The organism is Paenibacillus sp. BGI2013, assembly GCF_002843485.1.
Classification (GTDB): domain Bacteria; phylum Bacillota; class Bacilli; order Paenibacillales; family Paenibacillaceae; genus Paenibacillus; species Paenibacillus amylolyticus.
The window spans coordinates 367,823-380,728 of sequence record NZ_PJFA01000001.1; the positions used below are offsets into that span (position 1 = coordinate 367,823).

The 12,906-nt window shown below is 46.7% G+C and carries 11 protein-coding genes; 7 read left to right on the plus strand and 4 right to left on the minus strand.

All coding sequences use genetic code 11. The annotated features are described in order from the left end of the window. The 3 genes from pfkB to CXK86_RS01620 all read left to right on the plus strand — a co-directional run bounded on the left by pfkB (position 1) and on the right by CXK86_RS01620 (position 3,960). Positions 1-912: a 1-phosphofructokinase gene (gene pfkB / locus CXK86_RS01610; protein ID WP_101313377.1), complete on the plus strand. Its 912-nt coding sequence runs from the start codon at positions 1-3 to the stop codon at positions 910-912. A 90-nt stretch (positions 913-1,002) separates the two neighbouring features. Further along, positions 1,003-2,970: a PTS fructose transporter subunit IIABC gene (locus CXK86_RS01615; RefSeq protein ID WP_101313378.1), complete on the plus strand. Its 1,968-nt coding sequence runs from the start codon at positions 1,003-1,005 to the stop codon at positions 2,968-2,970. A 201-nt stretch (positions 2,971-3,171) separates the two neighbouring features. Further along, positions 3,172-3,960, plus strand: coding sequence for a class I SAM-dependent methyltransferase (locus CXK86_RS01620; RefSeq protein WP_101313379.1), 789 nt, complete (start codon positions 3,172-3,174; stop codon positions 3,958-3,960). A 139-nt stretch (positions 3,961-4,099) separates the two neighbouring features. Here the strand turns inward: CXK86_RS01620 and CXK86_RS01625 are convergent, their stop codons facing one another. The 3 genes from CXK86_RS01625 to CXK86_RS01635 form a co-directional block, all read right to left on the minus strand. Further along, entirely contained in the window at positions 4,100-5,239 is a 1,140-nt protein-coding gene (locus tag CXK86_RS01625; protein ID WP_036609757.1) for a zinc-dependent alcohol dehydrogenase, read from the minus strand. Between the two features lie 79 nt (positions 5,240-5,318). Continuing rightward, positions 5,319-6,482 carry an oxalate decarboxylase family bicupin gene (locus tag CXK86_RS01630; RefSeq protein ID WP_101313380.1) on the minus strand — a complete coding sequence of 388 codons (1,164 nt, stop codon included), beginning with the start codon at positions 6,480-6,482 and terminating at the stop codon, positions 5,319-5,321. A gap of 172 nt (positions 6,483-6,654) precedes the next feature. Then, positions 6,655-7,275, minus strand: coding sequence for a GntR family transcriptional regulator (locus CXK86_RS01635; RefSeq protein ID WP_036670058.1), 621 nt, complete (start codon positions 7,273-7,275; stop codon positions 6,655-6,657). A gap of 200 nt (positions 7,276-7,475) precedes the next feature. On the opposite strand from CXK86_RS01635, the gene garR reads away from it, so the two are divergent. From garR to CXK86_RS01650, 3 genes are all read left to right on the plus strand, one after another. Further along, positions 7,476-8,372 (plus strand): 2-hydroxy-3-oxopropionate reductase, encoded by an 897-nt coding sequence (gene garR, locus CXK86_RS01640; RefSeq protein WP_076318389.1) that lies wholly within the window; start codon positions 7,476-7,478, stop codon positions 8,370-8,372. 54 nt (positions 8,373-8,426) lie between these two features. Next, the gene (locus tag CXK86_RS01645) at positions 8,427-9,851 is read left to right on the plus strand and encodes a four-carbon acid sugar kinase family protein (RefSeq protein ID WP_180361711.1); all 1,425 of its coding nucleotides are present in this window, start codon (positions 8,427-8,429) and stop codon (positions 9,849-9,851) included. 92 nt (positions 9,852-9,943) lie between these two features. Then, on the plus strand, positions 9,944-11,302 hold the full coding sequence (locus CXK86_RS01650; protein ID WP_101313382.1) for a GntP family permease: 1,359 nt from the start codon (positions 9,944-9,946) through the stop codon (positions 11,300-11,302). Between the two features lie 90 nt (positions 11,303-11,392). Here CXK86_RS01650 and CXK86_RS01655 read toward each other — a convergent pair whose 3' ends face one another. Next, positions 11,393-12,271 carry an SDR family NAD(P)-dependent oxidoreductase gene (locus CXK86_RS01655; protein WP_101313383.1) on the minus strand — a complete coding sequence of 293 codons (879 nt, stop codon included), beginning with the start codon at positions 12,269-12,271 and terminating at the stop codon, positions 11,393-11,395. 172 nt (positions 12,272-12,443) lie between these two features. Between CXK86_RS01655 and CXK86_RS01660 the strand changes: the two genes are divergently transcribed. Next, positions 12,444-12,878 carry a MerR family transcriptional regulator gene (locus CXK86_RS01660; protein ID WP_257467749.1) on the plus strand — a complete coding sequence of 145 codons (435 nt, stop codon included), beginning with the start codon at positions 12,444-12,446 and terminating at the stop codon, positions 12,876-12,878. The last annotated feature ends 28 nt before the right edge of the window (positions 12,879-12,906 follow it).

The window sequence follows — 12,906 nt, forward strand, 5'->3', positions numbered from 1 at the left end:
ATGATATATACGATAACACTTAACCCGTCCATTGATTACATCGTGGAAGTGGATGAGCTGAAGCTTGGCGGATTGAATCGAATGAATCGGGATTTGAAGCTCCCTGGCGGCAAAGGCATTAATGTCTCTCGCATACTGAATCAACTTGGAGCAGATAACACGGCTATTGGTTTCCTTGGTGGATTCACGGGACGTTTCATTAATGACAAGTTGCAAGAAGATAACATTCGGACAGACTTTGTTACGATTGCAGACGATACTCGCATTAACATCAAGCTGAAGCATGGAGAAGAGACAGAGATTAATGGTCTTGGACCTGCAATAAGTGCCGAAGAGGCGGAGCAGTTGCTTCACAAATTGTCCTCATTGCAAAAAGGAGATATTGTCATTCTCTCCGGAAGTGTACCTCCTTCACTTGGAACGGATTTTTATGATCGTCTCATTAAAGTGTGCAAGCAAACGGGTGCCGAATTTGTGATTGATACAACTGGCCCTGCGTTAATAGAAGCTCTTGAACATGCACCATTGCTGGTGAAGCCAAATCATCATGAACTGGCCGAACTGTTCGGTGTAACGATTAATACTCGCGAGGAACTGGTGTTATACGGGCGTAAGTTGCTGGAAGCCGGTGCCAAACATGTGTTGATCTCCATGGCAGGCGAGGGTGCATTATTCATTACCAAAGCGGAAGTTCATCATGCGAATGTGCCAAAAGGTACTGTGAAAAACTCGGTTGGTGCCGGTGACTCCATGATTGGCGGATTCGTAGGTACCTATGTACAGAGCGGAAATTTGCTGGAAGCTTTCCGCACAGGGGTTGCATCTGGAAGCGCAACTGCGTTCTCGGATGATCTGGCAACACGTGAATTGATTGATGAATTGCGTAATCAAGTGACCATTACGACAATCTAGTCTAACGGTCTTATAGAAGGTCTTCATTGTAATTGTAATGTAGTGAGGCCTGCCTATGCAGGCCGACTGAACTTAAGGGAGTGTACCAAGATGAGAATAACAGACTTGATGATCCAAGAAACGATGATCATGGACCTGCAAGCCACAACCAAAGATGAGGCTATTGATGAACTAATTGCAAGCCTGAACCGAAGCGGACGAATCAATGATCCGGTCCTGTTCAAGGAAATGATCTATAAAAGAGAAGCTGAATCGAGCACGGGTATCGGTGGCGGAATTGCAATGCCACATGCCAAAACAACAGCGGTGAACGAACCAACAGTTGTATTTGCCAAGAGTAGAAAAGGACTTGATTTTGAAGCGTTGGATGATCAGCCAGCTCATGTGTTCTTCATGATTGCGGCTCCAGAAGGCGCAGGTAATACCCATCTGCGTACGCTTGCAGCTCTTTCCAGGTTGTTGATTGATAGCGATTTCATCTCACAATTGATGAGTACAGATACACCAGCCGAAGTTAGTGCATTGTTTGATGCCAAACAGGCAGAAGCAGCGGAGAAGGAAGCAGCCAAAGAAAAAGCAAAAGCTGAAAAAGAAGCAAATGCCGCCTCCGCTTCTACTACTGGTCAGCAACAGAATACTTCTGGTGTGATTGTAGGTAATGCCAATTCGGAAGATTTTGTTGTTGCGGTTACAGCCTGTCCAACCGGTATAGCTCATACGTTTATGGCTGAAGATGCACTTAAAAAGAAAGCTCAGGAAATGGGCATTAATATTCGCGTAGAGACAAACGGCTCTGAAGGAGCGCAGAATGTTCTCACTGCTGATGAGATCGCTCGTGCTAAAGGGGTTATCGTTGCCGCAGACAAAAATGTGGAGATGGCACGTTTCGATGGCAAACCGGTATTGCAAAGACCGGTGAGTGATGGAATCCGTAAATCCGAAGAGCTGATTCGCAAGGCCGTTAACGGTGATGCACCGATCTATCGCAGCCAAGGCGGAAATGCGAAGGAAGAGGGCGCAAGCACTGGCAAGATTAGTGTAGGTAGCAAAATCTATAAAGATCTGATGAATGGTATCTCGCATATGCTGCCATTCGTTGTAGGTGGCGGTATCCTGCTAGCAATCTCCTTCTTGTTCGAACAGCTTGCTAGCCCTGAGAATCCGATTGTGCAACTGCTTCAAACGATCGGTGGCGGAACAGGTGCGTTCCACTTCCTGATTCCGGTACTTGCCGGATTTATCGCGATGAGTATTGGTGATCGCCCAGCCCTGATGCCTGGTATGGTCGGTGGATTGATGGCGGTTAACTCAAACGCCGGTTTCCTTGGTGGTTTGGCTGCCGGTTTCCTGGCGGGTTATGTAGTTATTGGTCTCCGTAAGTTGTTCAAAGGATTGCCAAAAGCGATTGATGGCTTGAAACCAATCTTGCTGTATCCGGTATTTGGTTTGCTGATCGTAGGTGCCATCAGTTTCTATGTCTTTGATCCAATCTTTGGTTCCCTGAACACCTGGCTTGTAGATGCACTGGGTAATCTGGGTACAGGTAATGCGGTATTGTTGGGCTTGTTGCTTGGTGGTATGATGTCCATCGATATGGGGGGACCGTTCAACAAAGCGGCTTACACATTCGCTATTGGGGTATTCACATCCAGTGGTAACACAGACGGTGCATGGATGGCAGCGGTTATGGCAGGCGGTATGGTACCTCCTCTGGCGATTGCACTTGCAACAACGTTCTTCAAATCCAAATTTACAGAGCAAGAACGCAAATCAGGTTTGACTAACTATGTACTTGGATTCTCTTTCATTACAGAAGGTGCAATTCCATTTGCTGCGGCTGATCCATTGCGTGTATTGACTTCTTGTATTCTGGGTTCCGCTGTTGCTGGCGGATTGACACAACTGTGGCACATTAATGTACCAGCTCCGCATGGCGGGATCTTTGTTGCAGCACTGGCGAACCACGCATTATTGTTCCTGCTTGCTGTTGCGATTGGTTCTGTGATCTCCGGTCTGATTCTGGGCTTGTGGAAGAAGTCACCAAAGCTCGTGAAGTAACAAATATAAGTAACATCTCCTGAGTGAAATTCGCTTGGGGGATGTTTTTTTTATTTCAGCTTTTTCGTTAGGTAGTGGAAAGTTCTCCTTGGATTTGTGTAAAATGCTTATTTAGATTTTACATTCATGTGTGGTAAAATAAATATAATTATATTTTGAAACTATGTTTCGTCTAATGAAACTTATGCAGGAGGAATTGGAATGTCTGATGTAATCAAAAGTCAGGTGCAGAAGCAGTTTGCGAAAAATGCAGGTAAATATGTGACGAGTTCGGGGCATGCCAAAGGTGAGGATCTCGCGTTGCTCGTGGCTTCATCTCAAGCCACTCCGGATATGAACGTGCTGGATATCGCCACTGGAGGAGGGCATGTCGCTAATGCATTGGCTCCACTTGTTCAGCGGGTGACAGCCCTCGATCTAACGGAAGAAATGCTTCAGGTAGCTGAAGCATTTATCCAGGGCAATGGACACCGTAATGTAGATTTTGTTGCCGGGGATGCAGAGAAGCTGCCATTCGATGATGATATCTATGACCTTGTAACCTGCCGAATCGCTGCTCACCATTTTCCGGACGTTTCTTCGTTTGTTCATGAGGCATTACGAGTCATGAAGCCCGGTGGAAGGTTGTTATTCATTGACAACGTGGCACCTGAACGTGATGAGAATGACCAGTTTTACAATGAAGTCGAGAAGTGCCGGGATGCAAGCCATGTTCGAGCATGGCGCAAGACGGAATGGATTCATATGCTGGAGTATGCGGGCTTCCGAATGGAAACGATGGTTTCCTTCCAGAAGCGCTTTAAGTTTGAAGAGTGGTGTAACCGTGCGGCACTGCCGGAACGGGAGAGAAGGGAACTTGAAGCAAGTATGTTGAGTGCACCGTCCATCATCAGAAAATTTTTCAATTTTGAAGTGACAACGAACGGGAAGCTCGAAAGCTTCCAAGGAGAAAGTGTGTATATCCAAGCGACTAAACCGACTCATGTCTGATTAGGTACAGACCATTTAGCTGGCTGAGCAGTTTATGCAACGGTAACAGGATGAATGTCAATAAAATAAAACAAGCAGAGTACCTTGAACAGGTAGTTCTGCTTGTTTTATTTTGCATATTTATAATCAAAGCGATGGTTCAGGGTTTTAGTATAACTTTGGTACATTCGTCTTCATGATCGTTGAAAATGCGGTATGCATCGCTTGCATTCTCCAGTGAAATCCGATGGGAGATGATCTCCGTTGGATCAAATTCACCAGCAGTGATTTTGCGGAACAATTCAGGCATGTAATGTATAACAGGAGCTTGTCCCATTTTAAGATTGATATTGCGTTCAAACAAATTACCTAACGGAAACATGTTGTAGGAAGAGCCATATACACCCGTAAGTTGGAGTGTACCGAATTTGCGGATTGCTTTCATGCCGATTTCAATCGCACTCAGTGAACCGCCATGAAGTTTCAGCTTCTGTCCGATCTCCTCCAGCGTGGTTTTTTTACCATCCATACCTACACAGTCGATAACAACGTCGGTTCCGCCTTGTGTAATCTCACGAATGTGCTCACCCATATCATCGTAATCTTCGAAATTAAAGATCTCTGCATCGTTCAAACGTTTGGCTTTCTCCAGTCGATAGGGCAGGCGATCCACAGCAATAACACGTTTCGCACCTTTCATCCAGGCGAACTTCTGCGTCATCAGCCCAATGGGTCCACTACCGAGTACAGTGACCGTATCTCCCGGTTTAACTCCGGCATTCTCCACGCTCCAATATGCGGTTGGAAGAACATCGGACAGGAATAATAAAGCCTCATCTTCCAGTTCACAGGATTCAGGAATCACAAACGGAGTGAAGTTCCCGTAGGGAACACGCAATAATTCTGCCTGACCTCCGGGGTGGTTTCCGTAACGTTCGGTGAATCCGAAATATCCACCTGTATGAATATCCGGATTGCCATTGGAATTATCGCACTGGCTCTCCATGTCATGATTGCAATAGAAGCATTCACCACAAGCGATGTTAAAAGGCAGGACCACACGGTCCCCCTTCTTCACACGTGTCACTTCGGGACCTACTTCTTCTACAATGCCCATCGGTTCATGACCGATAACATAATCTTTGGCAGCAGGCAAGGCTCCCTGATAAATATGCAGATCCGATCCACATATAGCTGTGGAAGTAATACGAACGATAATGTCATCCTTCTGTTGCAGTTTGGGATCTTCAACCTCTTTGACTTGAATGTCCTTGATTCCCTGAAACGTAACGGCTCTCATCTTTCATATTCCTCCTTATATAGTGGGATTCTCTGACAATTACCCCATTTCAGCTTAAATGATAGATATACATACTAAATTAAACGACAGGCCATTTTACTTTACGCAAGGCATCGAGCAACTCAAGCGGCGCATTCAGATTGTCACGGACCAGATCCCGCGGGGTTAACGCCATCCACTGATTCAGCGATACATCCTCGAATCGATCACTTCGGAATATCTCCAAAAACCATAAAGTGTCTGTGCCGGTATTTTGTATATAGTGTCCCATTGCGACAGGAACATATCCGACATCCCCAGCCCGATAGTCAAATGTGCGAGCAATGCCATTGCCTCCAAAGACAGTCATTCTCCCTTGTCCTGTCAGATAGTATTGCCATTCATCTGCATTGGGATGCCAGTGCAGTTCACGCATGGCGCCAGGTCGGATCTCAACGAGTGCGGCAGCAACGGTAGTTGAGATGGGGAAGTTGGTGGAGTCTACGATCCGCACGCTTCCACCGGGTGTAATGAGTGGTTCCTGGGCCAGCAATCGGTGTTTAAATGTGAGAGGAGCGCTACCATATGGCGACTGAACTTCTTGGCTCTCGATGGAACCCGGGACGGTATCTTGGAAAATGTAGACCTGTTCCTTCGGCATTGACTGAAAAGCGGATTCGGGCACGCCGAAATTGACAGACAATACCTCTGGTGGGGTATGGGCAAACCAATCGGATATGGATAACGTATTCAGATCGGAGAAGGACCCGTCATCAAACACAAGCAGAAATTCACAACCATCCTCCAGTCCCTGAATGGAATGGGGTAGACCTTTGGGGAAAAACCAGAGATCGCCAGGCCCGACATCCGCAATAAAATTACGTCCATTCTGATCTACCGAAGTAATTCTTGCCGTTCCCCAGATCATATAGGCCCACTCGGATTGCTGATGCCAGTGCAATTCCCTTACACCTCCCGGTGTCAGGCTCATGTTCACACCTGCCAGTGTAGTGGCAATAGGGAGATCCCGTACGGTGATTTCACGTGACCAACCCCCATGGTTCAATTGCATATGGGTATCGGAAAAAGACATTCTCAGATTGGGCAATAACCCGTTATCGGTTGCCGGAGGTACCAGCATATCGGGGTTTTGTATATCTCTCATGACGTCTCTGGGTCCCAGATCAGGTCCACCAGCGCCATCACTGCGAATGGGTTGCGGGATAATAAATGATTTTTCGTTAGGTTGCTGTCCTTTGGTCATTGAGTGATCCCTCCAGATTCAATAACATGTCACACGCGACATTGTATCGTTATGTTTACACCTATGAATCAGGGCCTGGATAATATGAGGGACAAACGACAAAAAAAGACGTGACCGCATGCGGTCACGTCTTTATACGGATGTGAGAAAGTCGAACAATCCATGAATCCGGTTATCGAATCAAATGAAGGCAGAATTCCAGATCGGATTGCAGATGCTCTTTCATCAGTCGTTCGGCAGTCTGCCCGTCATGTGCCTTGATCGCTTCACAGATCTGATGATGCTCTTCAATGAGGAAGGGGCGCTGATAATACACAACCGTCTGACGGAATAGATAAATGACGGATTGCATTTTGTCGAAGAGATCAATCATCAATGCGTTATTACTCGCGCGCATGATGATTTCGTGAAACTCTTTATTGGCTTCCATAATCTCTTCTTTGCTTCCGGTATGTCCCACTTGAACGCAATGCTCAAGAGCCGCCACTTCCTGGGCGGATAAGAAGGCAGCTGCAGATTGAGCCGCATGTCCCTCCAGTAACTTCCGTAATTCAAACGTATTTCTTAGATCGGTCTCGGTTAGCTTGACGACCCGTTTGTTCACGACTAATCCTTCCTGTTCCAGCCGGCGGATGGATTCTCGGATCGGAGTCCGGCTGACATTCAGATCGGTCGCCAGCTTCTCTTCCACAAGTTTGGTTCCCGGAGAAAGGGTGCCTTGCAAAATCATGTCCCGCAGAACTTCATAGGCCTGCTGATAAGCTGGACGGGACTTGTCCGTACTTGGTTGCATTGTATTTCACCTCTCCCTTTACTTTAGCGAAAAAGAAGGCAATAAACAACAAGATTAAAAACCAAATTTTAATTTTCGGATACATAAATAATAAAATTGTATACAAAAATTAAAATGTTGTGTACAATAACGAATGTGAACAGGAATGATAGCGATTACAAGAGTGAAAAGCGAAGAATTTAGGCTGGAGGGATTGCAAGATGAAGAAACGAATTGGATTTATTGGACTCGGTATTATGGGACGTCCTATGTCATTGAACCTGATCCGGGCGGGATATGATGTAAGCGTATACGATATTAATCAAACGGCTGTGATGTCATTGGCTGATGCAGGAGCGCGAGGCGCAGCATCTCCGAAAGAGGTGGCTGAGCATAGTGATGTCATCTTCACGATGCTGCCCAACTCAGAGCATGTCCGCACCGTTATAACGGGCGAACAAGGTGTGCTGGCAGGAGCCAATACGGGAAGTATCATTATCGACATGAGCTCAATCTCGCCGGTCGTTTCCAAAGAGCTGGCTCAGCTTGTATCCAAATCAGGCTTGCATATGTTGGATGCGCCCGTAAGTGGTGGGGAACCCAAAGCTATAGATGGTACACTCGCCATCATGGTGGGTGGCAATGAAATGATTTTCGAATCTGTGAAAGAGGTTCTGCAAGTGGTCGGACAGGATGTAACGCGAGTGGGGGATAATGGTTCAGGTGCAACAGCCAAGCTGGCGAATCAGATTATCGTGAACCTGAATATTGCCGCCATGTCCGAAGCGCTTGTATTTGCAGCCAAGGCTGGCATTGATGTAGAGAAGATGTATCAGGCAATCCGTAGTGGCCTTGCTGGAAGTGCGGTACTGGATGCAAAAGTTCCACTCATTCTGGATCGTAACTTTGTCGCTGGAGGACGGATTGATATTAATCTCAAAGACATGACCAATGTGATGGAAACGGCGCATGATATCGGTGTTCCTTTACCGCTTAGCAGTCAGTTGCTGGAGATTTTCCATGCACTGAAGATTGATGGTAAAGCCGCAGATGACCATGGCGGAATCGTTCAGTATTTTGAGAAACTCGCAGGTGTAGAAGTGAATCGGGTCCAATAAAAATTCAAAAAAGAAAAAAGAATGTTAATAGATATAGATATGAGGTGGAGAGACATGACCTATCAGACGTTATCGGATATCCCCGCAGCTCTTCGGACGGAAAACTCTTCTGAAGGAGTGCGAGGACAGATTAAACAATTGCAGGATGCGAGGGCTCGCAAAATTATCGTGCTGGATGATGACCCAACCGGTGTACAGACGGTTCATGATATTGATGTGTTGACACAGTGGGACAAGCCACTGTTGCAGGAGGCGTTTCGATCCTCTGAATCGTTGTTCTATATTTTGACCAATACACGAGGGCTGGATGCAGATACAGCGGAACGTATTAATCGGGAGATTGCTCGCAATGTGCAAGAGGTTGCAGCAGAGGAAGGAACGAATTTCACCTTTGTGAGTCGTAGTGACTCCATGCTACGTGGTTATTATCCGCTGGAGACGGATGTGCTAGCCGAAGAAGTGGCGCGTGTCAGCGGACGTGCATATGACGGACAACTGATCATTCCGGCCTTTTTCGAGGCAGGACGGGTTACGATAGGCAACACGCATTATATGGTTGAGGGCGAACAGTTGATTCCAGTTCATGAGACGGAATTTGCCAAGGATAAAGTATTTGGGTATGAGCATGGAGATCTGCCATCGTGGGTAGAGGAGAAGACTTCAGGCCGTATTAAGGCTAGTCGCTGTCTTACCATTTCACTGGAGGAAATCCGTCAAGGAGTCAATGTAGTCAAAGTGATTTTGCTAAAAGCCGAAAGCAATGTACCGATTATCGTGAATGCGCTCTCTTATGCAGATATGGATGTGCTTTCTCTGGCTTTGCTGCAAGCAGAGGATGAGGGGAAAGCTTTTATTTTCCGGACGGCGGCCTCCTTTGTCAAATCGTATGCAGGCATCTCGGATCAGGCATTTCTGCCGAAAGAACAGCTGATCGCAAGCGGACAGGAACAACATGGCGGAATCGTTGTTGTTGGTTCCTATGTGCAGAAGACGACTCGTCAACTGGAACAACTGCTTACGTTTCCGGGCATCATAAGTCTGGAGATCGATGTGGAACGTGTATTAACGCCGGATGGATATACGGAGGAAATTCGACGTGTGATTGGTGAAGCGAACAGACAGCTTGCGAAGGGCAACAATGTTGTTGTATACAGCAGCCGTAAGCTCATCACCGTAGAAGGACATGAGGGCAATTTCAAGATCAGTCAGACGGTATCGTCAGCTTTGGTCGAGATTGTGCAATCCCTTGAAGTCGTACCGAAGTTCATTATTGCCAAAGGTGGCATTACATCCAGTGATGTGGCAACGAAAGGTCTGGCCATACGTAAAGCAAGGGTGCTCGGTCAAGTGGCTGCGGGCATTCCGGTATGGTTGACAGGGGAAGAAGCCAAATTCAGTGGTATTCCATATATCGTATTTCCGGGGAATGTTGGCGGGGAACGTGCGCTGCTGGAAACGGTAGAGAAGATCGAAGCTTAAGCTTAATACAAAGGCGCGCAGTGTTCAGGTCGTTTGGGCCAGTGTAATACTGCGTGCTGACACAACATAACAACTTGGGGGAGGCTATTCGGATGTATTCCGTATTCGGTCTTAGTCATGATGCAAGTCTGCTGCTCTACGCACTGATATCCATTCTTGGATTGATTCTGTTAATTGCCAAATTTAAAATGAATCCATTTGTTGCCCTAATCGTGGGCGCTGTCTTTATGGGATTGATCTCGGGTATGCCGTTCACGAATATCGTGAAGTCTTATCAGGAAGGTGTTGCAAGCGTTCTCGGATTCATCGCGATTGTTCTGGGACTTGGAACGATGCTTGGTAAACTCATGGCCGAGTCTGGTGGGGCCGAACGAATAGCCCAGACACTCGTTCGTGTCTTCGGTGAGAAGAACGTACACTGGGCGATGATGGTTGTTGCGCTGATCTGTGGTATTCCGGTATTTATCCAGGTTGGGATCGTGCTACTCTTCCCGCTGGTATTTGTTATTGCGAAGCATACAGGGACGTCGCTGATCAAAATCGGACTTTCACTTGTCGCGGGTCTTGCCGTGGTACACAGTCTGATTCCTCCTCATCCGGCGGCGATGCTCGCGGTAGGAATCTTCAATGCCGATGTTGGTAAAACAATATTTCTGGCTCTGATTGTATCCCTTCCAGCCGCAGCAATTGCAGGTCCGCTCTATGGAACATGGATTTCCAAGCGGATCAAAGTCGAGACTTCAAGTGAGCTAATGGAACAGTTCACCGAGACCAAAGATCGGGAACTGCCTGGTTTCGGCATCACCCTCTTTACGATCTTGCTTCCGGTGATTCTGATGTTGCTCGCTACGATTGTGGATCTGATTTTACCAGAGACAAACGGATTCCGTCAGGTCGTTGATTTCATCGGTAGTCCGATTATTGCACTGCTGCTCGCTTTGCTCTTTTCCTTTTATTCTTTTGGATATGCACGTGGTTTCAGCAAACAGCAGATATTGAAATATACAAATGATTGCCTGGGCCCAGTTGCTTCCATTATCTTGCTGATCGGTGCAGGAGGCGGATTCAACCGTATCCTGACAGACAGCGGTGTAGGTGACGCGATAGCGGGTTTTGCCCAAAGTGCGCATCTGTCGCCACTCGTGCTGGCCTTTGTTATTGCCGGATTGATTCGTGCGGCGGTAGGTTCAGCTACGGTTGCTATGACAACAGCGGCGGGCATTGTGGCTCCAATCGCTATGACGATGCCGGGGGTAAGTCCGGAGTTGCTGGTGCTCGCAACGGGAGCAGGTTCAATTATTTTGTCCCATGTGAATGATTCGGGATTCTGGATTGTCAAAGAGTATTTGAATCTGTCTGTGCCGCAGACACTTAAGACATGGACGGTCATGGAGACCATTCTCGGATTTGCCGCCTTTGGCATGGTGTTATTGTTGAGTGTCTTTATCTAACAAGAAAAAAACCATAAAGCCTATAAACCTAAAAACACGCCGCTATGGCGTGTTTTTTTTGTTATGTTTACTGCTCACCATCCATCATGATTAAGATGGGGTGATTGTGGTCTTTCCAGACTGCGTTGTACGAAAACGCTGCTCGTAGATCTCGTTTACCCGCTTTAAAACAGCAGGACCTTGCTCTGTGAAACGAAGCGCTGCCGCTTTATTTTTAACCAGGAATGCACCGGATTCGTGTCTGGTTGGAGATAAGGCCGCGTTGTAGAGCAGCGAAGCGCCATGGCTTGGATGAGGAAAGAACCATTTCATAATAGGTTTGATATAGAAAGGCAGGCCGGATGTTTTGTTGCCCCTTAGCGTGTTATTTCCACCGGGATCTACGCTTAGTAATTGTATGCCATCCGCACTGGCAGACTTGGCAACCTCGCGTGTCCATAGGGATAAGCCGAGCTTCGAGGTGGCATAAGGACCAAACAGCTTTTTGAATTCGGCTGGACGTTCCAGGATGTTCAGATCAAATTGTCTGACCATATTGAACGAGGTGGTGGAAGTATTAATAACTGTTTTCATCTCTCCTTTGAGTAATAGCTCAACTAATTCCATGTAGATGATGTAAGGGACTACCGTCTGAAGTTCAAAGTGTAGTTCATGCCCCTGATCAGAGAAACGAAGTTCGGCAGCGCTGCCCCCCGCATTGTTAAACAAAACATCGATCGAATCGGTATCGGATTTAAGCTGATCTAGTGCAGTTCTCAGACTGTCATAGTTGGTCAGGTTAGCCTGAACCCAACGGAGCTGACCTGTACGTAAGGCGTTCTGAATATCGGTATCCTCGGATGGGAAAGCAGAACGGTTGAGACCGATTACCTGCCATCCTTCAGCCAGTAACTTGCGTGTCAGTTCAAGACCAATTCCTGACGTTGATCCTGTGATGAGAGCTGTGCGAAGCTGATTTTGTATATTCATATATACCTCCAGATAGAATGGGATTACAGAACGAATCTGTATGCTGCGCTCATTCTATAACTTGGAGTTGACTCCAAGTCAAGGGGTGTTGGGATGGAATGGATCATGCTTGACTTGGAGTCAGCTCCAAGTTGTAATATGGAGAGAAATGAATGTGGAGGAGATCCATATGATGAGTGAGAATGAAGTGTTCTCCATTAAAGAAACGTCAGAACAGGCCGGATTATCAGAAGATACAATTCGTTATTATGAGAAGATTGGGTTGCTTCCCCGAGCTGAACGCAAACCAAATCGCCATCGAGTATATCGCTGGGAGGATATCCATACGATGAAGTTGATCACTTGCCTGAAAAAAACAGGAATGTCTCTGGAAGAAATGAAGCCTTATTTACAAATGTCCATGGATTCCGATCTCGCCGATTTCCCTGATGAACGGGAGATGCTGGTGAATCACCGGAAGAAAGTTGAAGCACAGATTGCTTCGCTACAACAGGTGGTTGATTTTATCGACGAGAAGTTGGAGAAACGAAGTATGTATCCTGATGAATGTCCTATTACCGGGGAGAACCAGATGTCTGTTTTTGAAAAACAGAACCTATTCTCTTGATGGCACTGCTGCCTATATGAATCCGAAA